16 protein-coding genes are annotated in these 18,023 nt (G+C 65.1%); 5 read left to right on the top strand and 11 right to left on the bottom strand.

Features of this window, described 5'->3' with window-relative positions; translation table 11 throughout:
- Positions 1–41: 41 nt before the first annotated feature.
- The 5 genes from ACFDR6_RS20825 to ltnD all read right to left on the bottom strand — a co-directional run bounded on the left by ACFDR6_RS20825 (position 42) and on the right by ltnD (position 6,834).
- Entirely contained in the window at positions 42–1,739 is a 1,698-nt protein-coding gene (locus tag ACFDR6_RS20825) for a methyl-accepting chemotaxis protein (RefSeq protein WP_317240450.1), read from the bottom strand.
- A gap of 250 nt (positions 1,740–1,989) precedes the next feature.
- Positions 1,990–3,681 carry a methyl-accepting chemotaxis protein gene (locus ACFDR6_RS20820; protein ID WP_317240451.1) on the bottom strand — a complete coding sequence of 564 codons (1,692 nt, stop codon included), beginning with the start codon at positions 3,679–3,681 and terminating at the stop codon, positions 1,990–1,992.
- 167 nt (positions 3,682–3,848) lie between these two features.
- The gene (otnK, locus tag ACFDR6_RS20815; protein ID WP_375859333.1) at positions 3,849–5,126 is read right to left on the bottom strand and encodes a 3-oxo-tetronate kinase; all 1,278 of its coding nucleotides are present in this window, start codon (positions 5,124–5,126) and stop codon (positions 3,849–3,851) included.
- Positions 5,123–5,905: a 2-oxo-tetronate isomerase gene (otnI, locus tag ACFDR6_RS20810; RefSeq protein WP_212081194.1), complete on the bottom strand. Its 783-nt coding sequence runs from the start codon at positions 5,903–5,905 to the stop codon at positions 5,123–5,125. Before otnI ends, otnK begins: the two co-directional genes overlap by 4 nt.
- 11 nt (positions 5,906–5,916) lie before the next feature.
- Positions 5,917–6,834 (bottom strand): L-threonate dehydrogenase, encoded by a 918-nt coding sequence (ltnD, locus tag ACFDR6_RS20805; protein WP_212081193.1) that lies wholly within the window; start codon positions 6,832–6,834, stop codon positions 5,917–5,919.
- Positions 6,835–6,939: 105 nt separating this feature from the next.
- Between ltnD and otnC the strand changes: the two genes are divergently transcribed.
- Complete coding sequence (gene otnC, locus ACFDR6_RS20800) at positions 6,940–7,626, top strand: 3-oxo-tetronate 4-phosphate decarboxylase (RefSeq protein WP_375859332.1); 687 nt, start codon at positions 6,940–6,942, stop codon at positions 7,624–7,626.
- A gap of 163 nt (positions 7,627–7,789) precedes the next feature.
- Here otnC and ACFDR6_RS20795 read toward each other — a convergent pair whose 3' ends face one another.
- The 6 genes from ACFDR6_RS20795 to ACFDR6_RS20770 form a co-directional block, all read right to left on the bottom strand.
- Positions 7,790–8,494, bottom strand: coding sequence for an ABC transporter ATP-binding protein (locus ACFDR6_RS20795; RefSeq protein WP_212081191.1), 705 nt, complete (start codon positions 8,492–8,494; stop codon positions 7,790–7,792).
- A complete protein-coding gene (locus tag ACFDR6_RS20790) occupies positions 8,478–9,209 on the bottom strand; it encodes an ABC transporter ATP-binding protein (protein ID WP_212081190.1) in 732 nt (243 codons plus the stop codon). Before ACFDR6_RS20790 ends, ACFDR6_RS20795 begins: the two co-directional genes overlap by 17 nt.
- Entirely contained in the window at positions 9,206–10,189 is a 984-nt protein-coding gene (locus ACFDR6_RS20785; protein ID WP_212081189.1) for a branched-chain amino acid ABC transporter permease, read from the bottom strand. The genes ACFDR6_RS20790 and ACFDR6_RS20785 overlap by 4 nt, the downstream gene beginning before the upstream one ends.
- Positions 10,189–11,067, bottom strand: a complete 879-nt coding sequence (locus ACFDR6_RS20780) for a branched-chain amino acid ABC transporter permease (protein ID WP_212081188.1) — start codon at positions 11,065–11,067, stop codon at positions 10,189–10,191. The genes ACFDR6_RS20785 and ACFDR6_RS20780 overlap by 1 nt, the downstream gene beginning before the upstream one ends.
- Before the next feature lie 149 nt (positions 11,068–11,216).
- Complete coding sequence (locus ACFDR6_RS20775; RefSeq protein ID WP_375859331.1) at positions 11,217–12,461, bottom strand: ABC transporter substrate-binding protein; 1,245 nt, start codon at positions 12,459–12,461, stop codon at positions 11,217–11,219.
- Between the two features lie 88 nt (positions 12,462–12,549).
- Positions 12,550–13,365: a putative hydro-lyase gene (locus ACFDR6_RS20770; protein WP_212081186.1), complete on the bottom strand. Its 816-nt coding sequence runs from the start codon at positions 13,363–13,365 to the stop codon at positions 12,550–12,552.
- A gap of 120 nt (positions 13,366–13,485) precedes the next feature.
- Here ACFDR6_RS20770 and ACFDR6_RS20765 point away from each other — a divergent pair, with 120 nt between their 5' ends.
- The 4 genes from ACFDR6_RS20765 (at position 13,486) to ACFDR6_RS20750 (ending at position 17,831) form a co-directional block, all read left to right on the top strand.
- Positions 13,486–14,403 carry a LysR family transcriptional regulator gene (locus ACFDR6_RS20765; protein ID WP_212081185.1) on the top strand — a complete coding sequence of 306 codons (918 nt, stop codon included), beginning with the start codon at positions 13,486–13,488 and terminating at the stop codon, positions 14,401–14,403.
- Between the two features lie 32 nt (positions 14,404–14,435).
- On the top strand, positions 14,436–15,686 hold the full coding sequence (locus tag ACFDR6_RS20760; RefSeq protein WP_212081184.1) for a Zn-dependent hydrolase: 1,251 nt from the start codon (positions 14,436–14,438) through the stop codon (positions 15,684–15,686).
- Between the two features lie 12 nt (positions 15,687–15,698).
- Positions 15,699–16,610 carry an NAD(P)-dependent oxidoreductase gene (locus tag ACFDR6_RS20755; RefSeq protein WP_212081183.1) on the top strand — a complete coding sequence of 304 codons (912 nt, stop codon included), beginning with the start codon at positions 15,699–15,701 and terminating at the stop codon, positions 16,608–16,610.
- Positions 16,611–16,757: 147 nt separating this feature from the next.
- Complete coding sequence (locus ACFDR6_RS20750; RefSeq protein ID WP_375859330.1) at positions 16,758–17,831, top strand: malate/lactate/ureidoglycolate dehydrogenase; 1,074 nt, start codon at positions 16,758–16,760, stop codon at positions 17,829–17,831.
- Positions 17,832–18,023 lie beyond the last annotated feature (192 nt).

The following is an 18,023-nucleotide window of genomic DNA, read 5'->3' as shown; positions in this document are numbered from 1 at the left end:
GCACTGCGAAATCTACATCGCAGCCATGCGGCCGCTCCGCCTCACGCGGCGCGGACGGAGTTGAGGAACTTGCCGACCTCGAGCTTGAGACGGTTGGAATCGCGGGACAGCATCTGCGCCGCCGACAGCACCTGCGAGGACGCCGAGCCGGTTTCGGACGCGCCGCGCTGGACGTCGCCGACGTTGGACGAGACCTGCTGGGTGCCCTGGGCGGCCTGCTGAACGTTGCGGGCGATTTCCCGGGTGGCCGCGCCCTGCTGCTCCACGGCCGCCGCAATCGCCGCGGCGATTTCCGACAGACGCGCGATGGTGCCGCTGATCTCGCCGATGGCGCTGACTGAATCCTGCGTCGCCGCCTGAATGCCGCCGACCTGCTGGCCGATCTCGCCGGTGGCCTTGGCCGTCTGCTCGGCGAGCGCCTTGACCTCGGAGGCCACGACGGCGAAGCCGCGGCCGGCCTCGCCCGCCCGTGCCGCCTCGATCGTGGCATTGAGCGCCAGCAGATTGGTCTGGCCGGCGATCGCATTGATGAGCTCGACGACGTCGCCGATCCGGGATGCGGCCCGCGACAATTCGCTGACACGTTCGGTGGTGGCATGGGCCTGGCTGACCGCTTCGCTCGCGATCCGGGAGGAGTCCTGCACCTGACGGCCGATCTCGCGCACCGAGGACGACATCTCTTCGGCGGCCGACGCCACCGAGTGGACATTGGTGGATGCTGCTTCCGAGCCGGATGCGACCACTGTAGCCAGCTCCTGCGCCCGGCCCGCGGTCGAGGACAGCGTCGAGGCCGACGCCTCGAGCTCGGTCGCGGCCGACGAGACAGTCTCGACGATCTCTCCGATCGCGGCCTCGAATCCGTCCGCGAGTTTGGTCATATCGGCTTTGCGCTGCGTCTCGGCACGGCGCTGCACCGCCTGCACCTCGTCGCGGCTGAAGCGGATGATGGTCTGCACGGTCTGGAGGTTGCGCAGGGCCTCACCGATCTCGTCGTCACGCTCGATCACGATGCGGTTGTCGAGCTTGTCCTGCACCAGGTTGACCAGGGTCTCGTTGAGATGCTGCATTGGTCCCTGGATCGCGCGCATCGTGGCAAAGCCGGCGAAGCTGACGACGGCGGCGCCGACGACGGCCAGCAGCGACAGGATCAGGCCGGCCGAGCCGCTGGTAGAGAGCGTCGCACCGCCGATGCCGAGCGCAAGCATGAACAGCAGCTGGAGTGCCATCGTCGTGACGAGTCTCGCCTTCAGCGTGCCGGTGAAGACGCTGAACCGGTCGAGCCACGAGCGGCGGCGAATGATGCCGGCGTCGATGCGATAGCCATGCGGCTTCTTCTCGCGGATCGCAGCGTAGACCTGTTCGGCGAGCTTGCGCTGGTCGGCCGGCAGTCTTGTACGGATCGAGGTGTAACCCTTGACCTGACCGTTCTCGCGGATCGGAGAGGCCGTCGCGAGCACCCAGTAGAAGTCGCCGTTCTTGCGGCGGTTCTTCACCGCGCCGAGCCAGGGCTTGCCCGCCTTCAGCGTGTCCCAGAGGTTGTCGAACGCCTCGGGCGGCATGTCGGGGTGACGAACGATATTGTGCGGCTGGCCCATGAGTTCCGCCGACGTGAAGCCGGCGGCGGCGATGAAGTCCTCGTTGAAGTAGCTGAGCTTGCCCTTCAGATCGGTCCGCGAGACGATCAGCGTCTCGTCGCTAACCGGATACTCGACATCGGTAACAGGAAGATTCTTGCGCATCGGGGCTCCAAAGACCGCATTCAGGATGAAATTATTTCAATACGAGCCCTGCCACGCACCAGCCTGCTCTCTCCCAACTTTAGTAAATCCGATTTAACCATCGATGAAACGACTCGCCCGTAGGATTACGGGCGAGTCCTGAACACGCCAACTGCGGGCGGCGCCATGCCAGCCGGCAAGAACGAGACGAGCGGCGCTTTTGGCGCCGCTCGTGTTTTGATCGGACGAGGATCTGCGCCGCGCGGACGTTCTACGCCGCGCGGACGTTGGTCAGGAACTTGCTGACCTCGTTCTTCAATCGGCCGGAGTCGTTGGACAGCATCTGCGCCGCCGACAGCACCTGCGAAGAGGCGGTGCCTGTTTCGGTCGCGCCGCGCTGCACGTCGGTGATGTTGGAAGAGACCTGCTGGGTTCCATGCGCCGCCTGCTGGACGTTGCGGGCGATCTCCTGTGTCGCCGCACCCTGCTCTTCCACCGCGGCCGCGATCGCCGAGGAGATCTCCGACAGGCGTTCGATGGTCGAGGAGATCTCCTTGATGGCACCAACCGAGTCGTTGGTCGCCGCCTGGATGCCGGAGATCTGCTGCCCGATCTCGCCGGTCGCCTTCGCTGTCTGCTCGGCGAGCGCCTTGACCTCGGAGGCCACCACCGCAAAGCCGCGGCCGGCTTCACCGGCACGTGCGGCTTCGATGGTCGCGTTCAGCGCCAGAAGGTTGGTCTGGCCGGCAATGGTATTGATCAGCTCGACGACGTCGCCGATCCGGGCAGCCGCCTTGGACAGCTCGCTGACGCGCTCGGTGGTGGCGCGCGCCTGGCCGACGGCATCGCCCGCCATCCGCGCCGATTCCTGCACCTGACGGCTGATCTCGCCCACCGACGAGGCCATCTCCTCGGTCGCCGACGCCACCGATTGCACGTTGGTCGAGGCTTCCTCCGAGGCTCCGGCAACGGTGGTCGCCAGCCTCTGGGAGCGGTCGGCCGTCGAGGTCAGCGTCGAGGCGGAGGCCTCCAGCTGGGTCGAGGCCGACGACACGGTCTGGACGATCTCACCGATCATCGTCTCGAATTCGCGAGTGATGTCGTCGACCCGGCGGCCGCGCTCGATCTTGGCTTCGGCATCCGCGGCCGCAGCCTCGTCCGCCGCCTTCTTCGCGATCAGCGCCTCCTTGAAGATCTGGAGCACGTCGGCCATGGCGCCGATCTCCGTCTTCTCGCCGCGATGCGGGACTTCGGCCGAAAGGTCGCCCCGGCCCAGCGCCTGCATCGGCTCGGTGATGGAATTGATGCCGCTCGAGACGTCGCGGACGAGATAGAGGCTGAGACCAATGCCGATCACGACGGCGACGCCGAGAATGACCGACACCAGCATGAAGGCATAGGCGTAGCTGTCGGCGGCATCCAGAGCGGCCTGTTCGCCGCCCTTGGTGTTGAGCTCGATGTCCTTGTTCAGGATCTCATCGGCCTGAAGACCGATCTTGTTGACCGTCTTGCTGTTGAGCTCCTGCGCCTCTTGCGGCACCTTGCCGGCCTCCTTGCGCGACAGCGCCATGACCTCTTCGGTGCCCTTCTTGTAATCGTCCCAGAGCTTGGACCATTGGCCGTAGAGTGCCCGCTCTTCCGCAGAGGTGATCATCGGTTCGTACCTGGCCCGCACCTTGGCGAGCGCCTCTATCACGGTGGCGGCGGTCTTCTCCGTCGCGAGCTTGTCCTCCAGGGTCGGGGCCAGCATGTGCTGACGAACCACGTTGCGATACGTGATGACGCTGGCGCGCAGATCCCCGATCACCCGCACGCTGGGCATCCAGTTCGTGGTGATGTCGACGGTGTTCGCGTTCATCGACCGCATCTTCGTGATGGCGAGCAGGCCCATGCCGGTCATCGCGACCAGCAGGAACGCCACGACGCTGATGATCTTGGCGCGAATGGAGATATTGGCGAGCATTATCGGGTCTCTTTGTGCTGGAGCCGGCGCGCGTCCGGGAATACGAATCAATCAAAGGGAGCAGCGCCGACATCCCACACCAGAGCACCTGAGCAGACGTTAACTACGACTCCGTACGAGTACGGAAGCCAGAAAGAAATGAATGGGGGCCTAAGAATGCCCTGCGCTCAGCGCATGAGCCCAAGCGCATCGGAGAAGAACTCAGCGCCGCCGAAATTTCCCGACTTCAGCGCAAGCAACATCTGGCCCGCCTCCGCACCGACCGCGCGCAGCACCGGGACGCCCGCCGCAATTTCTACTCCTACGAGAAATCCGGGAATCTTCAGCCGGTCGACCACGGCGCCCGAGGTTTCACCACCGGCAACGATCAGGCGCCGAACGCCCGCCTGGACCAGGCCTTCGGCAATGTCGGCCATGGCCTGCTCGATGGCATGCCCGGCGGCGTCGCGGCCGTGGCGCGCCTGAACGGCGGCAACGGCTTCCGGTGTCGCGCTCGAGGCGATCAGAACGGGACCATCCGCCAGCCGAGGCCGGGCCCAGGCGAGCGCGCGCTGCGCTTCGCCAGTACCTGCAACGACCTGCTCCGGGTCGAGATGTAACACCGGCATGACACGTTCGGCATTGGCGATCTGCTGAAGCGTCGCCTGCGAACAGCTTCCGGCAAGACATGCTGCTGGCCCGCCGACGGCAGCTCCGGACTCGCTGCTCGCGGCGGCGGGCTTGACCTTTCCGGTCGACACCAGCGCCCGCGCGAGGCCGAGGCCGATGCCGGACGCACCGACCGACAAGCGATGTTCGCCGGCCACGAAGCCGATGGTTTCGAGGTCGCGGTCGAACACGGCGTCGATGATGGCCGCGCCGATGCCCTTGCCCGCAAGCTCCGCCAGCCGCGCTCGCACCGCATCGGCGCCGCGCGTGACGGCGGCGAGGTCGACGAGGCCGATCTGCGTCTTGCTCTGGCGCGCCAGCACGCGCACCAGATTGGAGTCCCGCATCGGGTTGAGCGGATGGTCCTTCAGCGGGCTCTCGTTGAGCGGGACGGCGCCGACGAACAAATTGCCCTGGTACACGGTGCGACCGGTCTCGGGGAATGCGGGCGTCACCAGCACGTTCGCCTCGCCGCAATCGGCGCGCAGCGCGTCCATCACGGGGCCGATATTGCCGGCGTCGGTGGAATCGAAAGTCGAGCAGATCTTGAACAGGACATGGCGCGCGCCACGGCTGTGCAGCCATTTGTCTGCCGCGCGCGAACGCGTGACGGCAAGGCCGGCCTCGATCGAGCGGCTCTTCAGCGACACCACGACGGCGTCGACCTCGGGCAATGACAGATCGTCCGCCGGCACGCCGATGGTCTGCACGGTGCGCAGGCCCGCGCGCGTCAGCGTGTTGGCGAGATCGGACGCGCCGGTGTAATCGTCGGCGATGCAGCCCAACGCAAGTGTCACGGCTTCACTCCTGCGTAAGGCTTGAACCAGGCAAGGCCGTCGGTGGTCTTGCCGCGCGGGTTGTATTCGCAGCCGACGAAGCCGGTATAGCCGAGGCGGTCGAGCTCAGTGAACAGGAAAGGGTAGTTCAACTCCTCGCCGTCGGGCTCGTTGCGCGAGGGAATGCTGGCGATCTGGATGTGGCCGATGACCGGCATCATCTCGCGCAGACGCATGGTGACGTCGCCATGGATGATCTGGCAGTGATAAATGTCGAACTGGAGTTTCAGGTTCGCAAGCCGCAGTTCCTGGATCAGGTCGCGCGCGAAACCGAAATCGTTCAGGAAGTAGCCGGGCACGTTGCGGGCGTTGATCGGCTCGATCACGATGTCGATGCCGTGGGGGGCGAAGAATTCGGCGGCCCACGCGACCGATTTGTAGAAGGCCTCGATCGCGACGCGCTCACCGCGGTTGGCGATGCCGGCCATCAAATGCAGGCGCTTGACGCCGGTCGCCTTCGCATAAGGCAGCGCGGTCTCCAGGCTCGCCTTGAGATCGGAGAAGCGCGAGGGGAGCGCGGCGAAGCCCTTCTCGCCGGCATTCCAGTCGCCCGGCGGCAGGTTGAACAGCGCCTGGGTCAGCCCGTTGCGCTCGAGCCGCTCGCCGACCGCCGCCGCCGGATGATCGTAGGGAAAAAGAAACTCGACCGCGGTGAAACCGGCCTGCGCGGCGGCATCGAAGCGATCGAGGAACGGCACCTCGGTGAACATCATCGAGAGATTGGCGGCAAAACGCGGCATCGGAGTTCCCCTTACTTGTCGCCGGGCAGCTTGACGCCGGTGACCTGCGCATACATCCGCGCCACCGACGCATCATCGTCGCGGCCCATGCCGGCGGCCGAGGTCATCAGGAACATCTGGAGCGCTGCGGCCGAGACCGGCACGGGGAATCGGGCACTGCGCGCCATGTCCTGGATGATGCCGAGATCCTTGACGAAGATTTCGACTGCGCTGCGCGGCGTGTAATCACCGTCGAGCACGTGAGGCATGCGGTTCTCGAACATCCAGGAATTGCCGGCGGAGGCCGTGATCACCTCGTAGACCTTGCGGATGTCGAGGCCCTGCTTGGCCGCGAATGCCATGGCTTCGCTGGCGGCGGCGATGTGCACGCCGGCGAGCAACTGATTGATCATCTTGAATGCCGCGCCCTGCCCGGCGGCATCTCCGAGCTCGTAGAGCTTTGCGGCCATGGCGTCGAGGGCGGGGCGCGCTTTCACAAACGCGGCGGGACTGCCGGAGGCGAGAATCGTCAGCTCTCCCTGTGCGGCGCGCTGCGCCCCACCGGAGATCGGCGCATCCAGATAATGCCGGCCTGTCGCCTCCAGCTGCTTGGCGAGGCGCCGCGCCACATCCGGATCCATGGTCGCCGAGGATATGAAGACGCTGTCCTTCGGCATGGTCTCGGCGGCACCATCCTTGCCGAACAGGATCGTCTCGGTCTGCGCGGCGTTGACGACGACGCTGACGACGATATCGGCCTCCTTGGCCGCCTCGGCCGGCGTCTTGGCGCCCGCGCCGCCATCCTTCACGAACCGCGCCACTGCGTCAGCCGAAACATCGCAGCCGGTGACGTTATGGCCGGCACGCTTCAGCGAGGTCGCCATGCCGTATCCCATCGAGCCGAGGCCGACGATGGCGATGTGCTGTTTTTGAGACGTGGAGGCGGACATATGCAACTGACCCTTGCGACGTTTCCCGGACGGCCGGCCTTCGCGGCGGCTCGGCGAACCGATAACACGGCTTGGCCGCGCTGCCAAAGCGTGAGACAAGCGGACATGACGGCCATGAGGACTGAAAACAGCAACGAGACCCGGCTGCGCGAGGACGTTTGCCGCTTCGGACGGTCCCTGTTCGAGCGCGGGCTGACGCCAGGCTCCTCCGGCAATATCAGCGTCAGGCTGGATGGCGGCGGCTGGCTGGTGACGCCGACCAATGCCTCGCTCGGCTTCCTCGATCCCGCAAAGCTGTCGCGGCTGGACGATCAGGGCCGGCTGGTCTCGGGCGATGCGCCGACCAAGGAAGTTCCGCTGCACAATGCGCTCTACGACACGCGCGGCAGCGCGCGCGCAATCGTGCATCTCCACTCCACGCATTCGGTCGCGCTCTCGATGCTGCCCGAGATCGACCCGCGCGCCGCGCTGCCGCCGATGACGGCCTATTACCTGATGAAATGCGGCGCCACTGCGCTCGTGCCCTATTATCGCCCCGGCGATCCCGCGGTCGCGGACGCGATCAAGGGACTGGCAGGAAAATATTCATCGGTGCTGCTCGCCAATCACGGTCCTGTCGTCGCCGGCGACACGCTGGAAGCCGCGGTGTTCGCGACCGAAGAGCTGGAGGAGACGGCGAAGGTGTACCTGCTGCTGCGCGGGATGAACCCGCGCTATCTGTCGCCGGAGCAGGTGCAGGATCTGGTGAAGGTGTTCGGGGTCGCGCTGCCGGAACACGGGCACGGGCATTAGCGCCACATGCACCGGCGTCATCCTGAGGTGCGAGCCTTGCGATGCAATTGCATCGCAAGGTGAAGCCTCGAAGGATGGGCTACGGACGCTCGCAGCGCATCCTTCGAGGCGCGCGAAGGGCGCGCACCTCAGGATGACGGCAGAGTATGCCGTGGCAATCTAGCTACAGCCCCAGATACGCCTTGCGCACATCCGGATTGCCCTTGATCTCGCTCGCTGCGCCCTGCATCAGCACGCGGCCGGTTTGCAGGATGTAGGCGCGGTCGGCGATCTCGAGGCACTCGGCCATGCGCTGCTCGACGATCAGCACGGTCATGCCGGAGTCGCGGATGAGCTTTACGGCTTGAAAGATCTCGTCGACGAGCTTCGGCATGATGCCCTGCGACGGCTCGTCCAGCATCAACAGCCGCGGGCGTGTCATCAGCGCGCGGCCGATCGCGAGCATCTGCTGCTCGCCGCCAGAAAGCGTCTCGGCGCGCTGCTCCAAACGTTCCTGGAGACGTGGGAACAGCTTGAAGACGAGATCGAGCGGCTCTTCGCGGTTTGCCTCGCTTCGGTAGAGGTAGCTGCCGAGGCGGAGATTGTCGCGCACCGACAGGCGTGGAAACAGGCGGCGGTTCTCCGGGACATAGGCGATGCCGGTCGCTGTGATGTGATGCTGCGCCATGCCGTCGAGGCGCTTGCCGTCGAACGTCACCGTGCCCGAACGCGGGCGCTCGGCACCGGCGATGGATTTGAGCAGCGTCGACTTGCCCGCGCCGTTGGCACCGGCCACGCAGACGATCTCGCCCTTCTGGACCTCGATCGAGACCGCGGAGATCGCGACCAGGCCCTGATAGGCGGTCGTGACTTCACGCACGCTGAGCATGACGATCTCCCAGATATGCGCTGATCACCTTGGGATCGCGGACGACATCGGCGGGTTTGCCCTCGACCAGCACCTTGCCGAGGTCGAGCACGATGGCGCGGTCGACCAGCGGCATCACGATCTCCATGACATGCTCGACCATCAGCACGGTGATGCCGGCATCGCGCACCTTGCGCACAAGTGCGACACCGGTCTGCGCCTCGGTCGGCGTCAGGCCGGTGAGGACTTCGTCGAGCAGCAACAGCTTCGGCTCGGTCGCGAGCGCACGGGCGACTTCGAGGCGGCGCTTCTCGGCCGGCACGAGGTCGCTTGCGAGCACGTCGGCGCGCGCCGCAAGGCCGGTGAACTCCAGCACCTCATGCGCCTTGCGGCGGGCCTCACGCATCACCGTGTTGCGCACGAGCGCACCGACGATGACGTTGTCGATCACGGTCATGGTCTCAAAGCTCTTGACCACCTGGAAGGTACGACCGATGCCGCGTTGGCAACGCTGGGCCGCCGGCATGCGGGTGACGTCCTCGCCATCGAACAGAATCGAGCCTTGGGTGGGCGGCAGCACGCCGGCGATCAGGTTGAACAGCGTCGACTTGCCGGCACCGTTGGGACCGATCAGGCCGACGATCTCGCCGCGGCCGACCGAAATCGAGACGTCGCTGTTGGCGACGAGGCCGCCGAAGCGTTGCCAGACCCCGCGGGTTTCGAGAAGCGGCGTCATCGTGCGGCTCCCGTCTTCTTAGGGCGTGAAAACAGGCTCAGCAGGCCTCGTGGCAGGGCCAGCGAGATCAGGACGATCAGCGTGCCGTAGACGATGAGGTCGACACCGCGCCCCGAGCCGCCGAACTTGAAGCGCGTCAACTCCGTCAGCGGGATCAGAATGGCGGCCCCTAACACCGGCCCCCACAGGGTGCCGATGCCGCCGAGCACGGCGGGCAGCGCCATCAGCAGCGAAAACTGGAAGCCCATGACGCTTTCGGGATCGATGTAGGAGACGAACTGGGCGTAGAAGCTGCCACCCACCGCGACCAGGAAGGCAGAGACGGCGGCCGCGCCCATCTTGGAATTGAACACGTCGACACCGAGACTCTCGGCCGCGTCAGGATTGTCCTTCACCGCGCGCCACCAGAATCCCCATTTGGAGTTTTCCAGCCACCAGGTGACGAACCAGGCAAGGCAGCACAGTGCCAGCGCGAAATAGAAATACGGCAGCTTGGTGCGCAGGAACTGGAATTTCAGCCAGCTGTCGCCGCGGATCGGAATGGTGATGCCCATCGCCGCACCGGCCCATTCCCAGTTGTGGAACAGCAGCAACCCGATCTCGGCGATGACGATGGTGGCGATCACGAAGTAATGGCCACGCAGGCGGAAGAAGGGATAACCGAGCCCCATCGCGATCAGCGCCGACACGACGCCACCCGCCAGCATCCCGAACCATGGCAGCACGCCGAACTTGGTGAACAGCAGTTCGGTGGTGTAGGCACCCAGGCCGAAATACAAGGCGTGCCCGAGCGAGATCTGTCCGCAATAGCCGGACAGGATGTTCCAGCTCTGTGACAGTCCCGCATACATCAGCGTCAGGATCAGGATGTTCTGGACGACGACGTCCTTCACGAACAAGGGCGTTGCTGCGGCGATCGCGGCAAGCATCGCAGCGATGATGAGGTCGCGGCGGCGCCGCGTTGCAAAATCCTTGTCCATCACATCGATCCGAACAGGCCGCGCGGCCGAATGAAGACGACCAGCAGATAGACGGCGTAGATGCCGACCGATTTCAGCGACGGCGGCAGCACCAGGGCCGTGGTGGCTTCGACGAGGCCGACGATGATGCCGCCTGCGAAGGCGCCGAACACGCTGCCGAAGCCGCCGAGCGCTACCGTGACGTAGGCGATCAGGGCAAAGGACGCGCCGACGTCGGGATAGATGTAAAAGAAGCTCGCCATGATCGCGCCGGCAAGCCCCACCAGCGCAGCGCCGAGGCCCCAGCCGAACGCGAACACGCGGTTCTTGTCGATGCCGACGAGTGCGACGGCGCCGGGATCTTCGCGGGTGGCTTCGATCGCGCGGCCGAAATCGGTGCGGTGGATGAAGAAGTAGAGGCCGGCAAAAGCCGCGATCGAGACCAGCGCGCCCACCAACTGGGGCTCCGGCAGGAAGATGCCGCCAATCGAGACGGTTTTGCCGCCGAGCCAGGACTGCGGAATGCTGCGATAATCCGGCGTGAAGAAGAACTGCGCGAGGCCGCGCATGACGATGGCAAGGCCAAAGGTGGTGAAGATCTGCACCATGCCGGCGTTGGCCTTGGCCCGCATGGCGAAGCGTACAATGAGTAAGTAGATCACCGCCCCGAACACGAAGAGCGCCGCAGCGACCAGCGGCGCCGACAGCAAGGGGTCGATGGCGAAGAACGCGAACAGGAAGAAGGACAGGTACATCGCGATCATCAGGAACTCGCCATGGGCGAAGTTCGTGACGTCCATCAGGCCGAAGATCAGCGCAAGGCCGACGGCGATCAGTCCGTAGAGCAGGCCCATGAGCAGGCCGCTCGCGAGACTCTGGATAATGGCTTGGGCTGTCAAAAGTCGTCCCCCAAAATAGATCCTGCCCCTGAGGAGCGCGCAGAAGGGCGCGTCTCGAAGGATGGCCAGCCCCGTCCTTCGAGACGCGGGCTATGCCCGCTCCTCAGGATGAGGGCGGGAGCTGCACCTGAGCTCCCGCGTTCCCAATCTTACTTCATCGGCCAGATCGCCTCGGCGATCGCGGCCTGCGGCGGGAAGATGGTGACGAACTTGCCGCCGACATATTGCAACAGCACCGGGTCGGCATCGTTGTTCTGGCCCATCTCGTCGAACTTCACGCGCTTCCAGGGCATGATGGTCTGCTCGCCCGGGATGTCGGTCGCCGCCAGCGCATCGCGGATCTTCTCGCCGTCGGTCGACTTGGCGCGGCTGATGGCGTCCGCGAGGATGATCAGGCCCATGAACTGGCGCGAGGTGAGGTCGTTGAAGTCCTTGCCCGACCGCGCCTTGAACATGTCGTTGATCTTGCCGACCATCGGGCGCTTCTGCGCGAGGTCGAGCGAGAAGGTGCCGCGCGAGATCACGCCTTCGAGCTTGTCGCCGACGGCATCATAGAGCGCCTTCTCGGAGAATCCGGCGTCCTGCGCCACGATCGCGTTCGGCTTGTAACCGAGCTCGGCCATGGTCTTGACCAGCAAAATGCCGTCCGTGGTGTAGCTCGATGGCATCAGCACGTCCGCATTCGCGGACTTGAGCTGCTGCACCTCGGCCGAGAGCGAGGGCGAGTTGGCGCGGTACTTGATGTCGGTGACGATCTTGTAGGCGCGTTCGCCGGCGATCTTGGCCTGGGCGTTGCCGGAATCGGTGCCGAAGATGGTGTCCTCGTGGAACAGCGACAGCGTCTCGATCTTGGTGCCCTTCTTCTTCATGGCATCGAAGAAGTCGAACATCGCGGCCGAGTACATCTCGTCATGCGGCGCGGCGCGGAAGTAATATTTCAGGCCGCGGCGATGCAGGCTCGGCGAGGAATTGTCGGCGGAAACGAACGGGACCTGGTAGCGTTCGCAGATCTGGCTGACGGTGACGGCGACTGCGCTCTGATAGGTGCCGATGATGGCGCAGACCTTCTCCTGCGCGATCAGGCGCTCGGCCTCGGCGCGGCCCTTCTGCGGATCGGCCTGGTGGTCGGCGAACACGAGACGGATCTTCGCACCACCGAGACCCGGCAGGCCCTCGCCCTTGGCCAACGGAAGGTCGAAATCGGCATCCTTGTTGATGACCTCGAGCGCGGTCTCATAAGCCTTCTGCGCGTCGACGCCCTGCTGCGCGCTGCCGCCGGAGAACGGATAGATCACGCCGATCACGACTTCAGGGGTCTGGGCGCGCGCTGCCAGCGGCACCAGCGCAGCGGTGGCGGTGGCTCCCAACAACACGTCGCGGCGAGTGATCGTCATGGCAAAGTCCCCTGTCATTGAATTTGGCTGATCGAATGAAGCGATTGATGGATGCGGTAAAGCCCGAACAAGCAGCAGACGCTGCCTACTAAATCACGGCCATGGTCTTGTTCTTGAGATCCGTCACCAGCATCAGGCCGGGCGAATGCGTGATCGCGAACGGCAGCTTGGCGGCGTTGATCACTGATTGCGGCGTCACACCGCACGCCCAGAACACCGGGATCTCGTCATCGGCAACCGGCACCGGATCCCCATAGTCAGGCTTGGTGATGTCCTTGATGCCGATCAGATGCGGATGGCCGAGATGCACGGGCGCACCGTGCACGGCTGGATAACGCGAGGTGATCTGCACCGCACGGATCGCGTCCGCCGGCTTGAATGGGCGCATCGACACCACCATGGGACCGGCGAACGGCCCCGCCTCGCCGCAGGCAATGCTGGTGCGGTACATCGGCACGCGCACGTTCTGCTCGATGTGGCGGATCGGCATGCCCTCGTCGAGCAACGCCTCTTCGAACGAGAAGGAGCAGCCGAGCACGAAGGTGACGAGATCGTCGCGCCAATGCTTGGTCACGTCGGTCGGCTCGTCCACGACCTCGCCGTCGCGCCAGACGCGGTAGCGCGGCACGTCGGTGCGGATGTCGAGATCGGCGCCGAGCGCCGGGATGTGTGGACTGCCGACGTCGGACATACCGATGATCGGGCACGGCTTCGGGTTGAGCTGGCAGAAGCGGTGGAAGGCGCCGGCATATTCCGCAGGCAGGATCGCCAGATTGCCCTGGACGAAACCGGGGGCGACACCGGCGGTGGAAGCGACAAGCCCCCCGCGATAGGCCAGCCGGGCCTTGCGGCTCGGAAGGGCGTCGGGCGTTTCAGTTTGCTGCGCTGCCACCAAAACAGTCATGTAATCGACCTGCCTATAAACTCGACAAGGACAAGCCAACACCAAGCGTGCTATAAAGTCTAATCGTCGTTTCTAATCAATCTCGATAAATAAAGTTTATCGACTGGGGAAATCCTTCCAATGCTGGACTTCAGGTCGATCGAGACATTCCTCTGGGTTGTGAAGCTCGGCAGCTTCCGCGGCGCCGCGCAACGGCTCAACACGACCCAGCCGGCGATCTCCCAGCGCATCGCCCAGCTCGAGCGCGAGATGGGCGTGAAGCTGCTCAACCGCGATCATCGCGTGGCCTCACCGACCCCGAGCGGCCGGCAGATGATGGTCTATGCGGAGAAGCTGATCGGCCTGCGGGCTCAGATGATCGCGGAGATCGGCGACCGGTCGGCGATGCGCGGGGTGATGCGGCTCGGCGTGGCCGAGACCATCGTGCACACCTGGCTGCCACGCCTCGTGAAGAGCGTGAACCAGGTCTATCCGAACCTGTCGCTGGAGATCGAAGTCGACATCACGCCGAACCTCACTTCGCGCCTGCTCGCGCAGGAGATCGAACTCGCGTTCGTCGTCGGACCGCTGTCCGCCTCTGGCGTCCACAATCGCGTGCTCGCCGACTATCCGATCGGCTTCCTCGCAAGCCCCTCCCTCGGCCTTGGCAACGGCCCGGTGACGCCGGCGGAGCTCGCACGGTTTCCAATCATCACCTTCCCGCGCAAGACCAAGCCTTACGAGGTCGTACGCGAGGTCTTCGACCGCCCCGACCTGCCGCCGATCCGTCTGCACGCCTCCGCTTCGCTTGCGACCGTGATCCACATGGCGGTGGAAGGGCTCGGCGTCGCCGTGATCCCCGACGCCATTGTGGAGCACGAGATCGCCGACGGGCGGCTGCAGCTGCTCGACACCGATCTTGCGATCGCGCCGTTGACCTTCACCGCGAGCTGGCTCGCCTCGCCCGACGTCGTCGCCGTGGAGCGCGTCGCCGAGCTGGCCCGGCAGATTGCGCAGAGCAGCCTCGCGGTTGACGCGCCCGCGCTGGCGCGTCATTGAAACAGGCGCCGGACAAAAGAGAGAACGACCGCATGAGCCGAGCCGCCACCAATTTGCAAATCGATTCCGCCCGCCTCTGGGGGTCGATCCACGAGACCGCACAATTCGGTGCGACAGCCAAAGGCGGCGTGCGGCGGCTGACGCTGAGCAACGAAGACAAGCAGGTTCGCGACTGGTTCCGCAAAGCGTGCGAGGACGCCGGACTCGAGGTTCACGTCGACGCGCTCGGATCACAGTTCGGCCTGCGCAAGGGCCGCGACATGTCGAAGCCGCCCGTCGGCATCGGCTCGCATCTCGACACCCAGCCTACCGGCGGCAAGTATGACGGCATTTTGGGGACACTCGGCGCGCTGGAAGTGATCCGTACGTTGAACGATGCCGGCATCGAAACCGAGGCGCCGATCTGCGTGGTCAACTGGACCAACGAGGAAGGCTCGCGCTTCGCACCTGCGATGATGGCCTCCGCGGCTTACGTCGGCGACTTTACCACGGACGACATTTTGTCGCGCAAGGACGCCGAGGGCACGACGGTCGGCCAGGCGCTCGACAGCATCGGCTATCGCGGCGACAAGCCCGTCGGCTTCCAGAAGCTCGGCTGCTTCGTCGAGCTGCACATCGAGCAGGGACCGATTCTGGAGGCCGAAGGCAAGACCATCGGCGTGGTCGATTCCGGCCAGGGCGTGCTCTGGTACGATGGCAGGATTTCCGGCTTCGAGAGCCACGCCGGCTCGACGCCGATGCCGCTGCGGCGCGATGCGCTGGCGACGTTGTCGGAAATCGTGCTGGCGATGGAGTCCATCGCGAAGAAGCACGGGCCGAACGCGGTCGGCACCATCGGCGAAGCCGTCATCGCAAATCCCTCGCGCAACGTCATTCCCGGCGAGATCGCCTTCACCATGGATTGCCGCAGCGCCGATGGCGCCATCATGGACGCGCTCGATCGCGATCTGCGCGCAGCGATTGCGGAGATTGCCGCGCGTCGCAAGGTCGAGGTCAAGATCGACCTGGTCTGGCGCAAGCCGCCGACGCATTTCGACCCCAAGCTCATCGCGGCGGTCGAGAACGCGGCGAAGACGCTCGGCTATTCCTCTCGCCGCATCACCTCCGGCGCCGGCCATGACGCCTGCAACCTCAACACGGTCATGCCGGCGGCGATGGTGTTCGTGCCCTGCAAGGACGGCATCAGCCACAACGAGCTGGAGGATGCCACGCAGCCGGATTGCGCCGCTGGCACCAACGTCCTCATGCATACCGTGCTGGCGATCGCCGGCCTCGCGTCCTGACCGGAGAAAACCATGCGCGGAGTATTCGTCGACGCCAATGAATCGCTGGCCGTCATCATGGAGCGGCTGGAGCAGCCCGGCGATCCCAAGGTGCGGATCAACCGGAATCCCGACATCAGGTCGGAGCAATATCCCGAGATTCTCGATGGGGCCGAGATCGCGATCGTCGACCACACCGCGCTGCCGACCGAGGTCGCGAAGAAGTGCACCGGACTGAAGCACGTCGTGTTCCTTGGCACCGGCGCACGCAGCTACATGAACCCGGAAGAACTCGCCGAGCTCGGCATCTCCGTGCACCTGATCAAGGGTTATGGCGACACGGCCGTGGCAGAGTCTGCAATAGCGCTGATGTGGGCCTCGGCCCGCGTCATCGCAATGATGGACCGCGAGATGCGCGCCGGCAACTGGCTGCGCGAGGATGGCATGCAGCTCACCGGCAAGACGCTCGGCCTGATCGGGTTCGGCGGCATCGCAGCAGAAGTTGCGCGCATCGCGGCGGGCAGCGGCATGAAGGTGATCGCCTGGAACCGCTCGCCGAAGAGCCATCCGGGCGTGGAGTTCACCGATCTCGACACGCTGCTGGCGAAGAGCGACGTGGTGTCGCTGCATCTGCTGCTCAACGACGAGACGCGCGGCATGATCACGCGCGAGAAGATCCTTGCGATGAAGCGGGGCGTCATCTTCGTCAACACCGCGCGCGCCGCGATCGTCGACGAAGCGGCGATGATCGACGCGCTGAAGTCGGGTCACATCCGTCATGCCGGTCTCGACGTCTTCAACACCGAGCCCCTGCCTGGCGATCATCCGCTGACGAAGATCCCGAACGTGACGCTGTCGGCGCACTCGGCCTTCCGGACGCCGGAGGCCAGCGAGAACCTGATTGAAGCGGCATTGGTCCACTGTCGCCGGATCGTGAATTCGTAGGGTTGGTTAGCCCTGCAGAGGCGCGAAGCGCGTCGGCAGGGCGTAACCCACCATTGTCTATTCCGCGGGGACAGAAGCGGTGGTTACGGTTTCGCCTAATCCACCCTACGCTCCCCGCCAAATCGCGAAGGGATAAGAGCAACAGCAATGGCCGACTATCGCACCATCAAGGCAGAGCCGCTCACCAACGCCATCCGCGCCATCGTCAAGGCCGGCGGCTCCTCGGACCGCGAGGCCGAGCTCGTGTCCAGCAATCTCGTCGAGGCCAATCTCAAAGGCCACGACTCCCACGGCGTCGGCATGATCCCGCGCTATGTTCAGAGCGTCACCAATGGCGGCCTCGCCGTGAACGCGCACGTCAAGATCGTGCTCGACACCGGTCCGCTCCTCACCCTCGACGGCCTCACCGGCTACGGCCAGGTGATCGGCCATGAAGCGATGGAGCTCGCGGCCGAACGCGCCAAGAAAAATGGCGTCTGCCTCGTCGGCCTTTCCAACTCGCACCATATCGGCCGCATCGGCCACTGGGCCGAGCAGTGCATCGACCACGGGCTGGTCTCGATCCACTTCGTCAACGTGATCTCTCGGCCGATCGTGGCGCCCTGGGGCGGCAGCGATGCGCGCCACGGCACCAACCCGTTCTGCGTCGGCATCCCGCGTGCAGGCAAGGACCCCATCGTGCTCGACTTCGCCACCAGCAGGATCGCGCAGGGCAAGACCCGCGTCGCCCACAACAAGGGCGTCGCGCTGGAGCCCGGCACCGTCATCGACAATGAAGGCAAGCCGACGGTCGATCCGCGCTACACGGTGATCCCCCCGTACGGCGCCATCCTTCCCTTCGGCGAGCACAAGGGCTCGGGGCTTGCGCTGGTGTGCGAAATCCTCGGCGGCGCGCTCTCCGGCGGGCAAGTGGTCAAGGGCCCGTCCGACGGCAAGTACAACGTCCTCAACGGCATGCTCTCGATCGTCATCGATCCCGCCAAGCTCGGCACCGGCGAGAACCTCGCGCGTGAAGTCGAGAGCTTCGTCGCCTGGCACACCGGCTCACCGCCCGCTTCCGGCGTCGACAAGGTCAAGATCGCCGGCGAGCCAGAGCGCGAGACCAAGACGAAGCGCCTCGCCGAAGGCATTCCGGTCGACCCGACCACCTGGCAGGAGATCATCGAGGCCGGGAAGAAGTTCGGGCTGGATCAGGCGGCGATCGAGAAGATCGCGGGCTGAACGGCCTGACGCGGCGCGCAGTCTTCCCTTCTCCCCTGTGGGAGAAGGTGGCGCGAAGCGCCGGATGAGGGGTTGCCTCCGCACGCAATTCCTCAAGTCATGGGCCGGCATCTGCCGAGACAGACCCCTCACCCGGCTCGCCGCTACGCGGCGAGCCACCCTGTCCTACAAGAAGAGTGGGCAAGAACGCCC

This window comes from Bradyrhizobium tunisiense, from assembly GCF_042263385.1.
GTDB classification, from domain to species: Bacteria; Pseudomonadota; Alphaproteobacteria; order Rhizobiales; family Xanthobacteraceae; genus Bradyrhizobium; species Bradyrhizobium tunisiense.
Note: the sequence above shows the minus strand (reverse complement) of the source record. Positions and strands in the feature narration are given on the sequence as shown.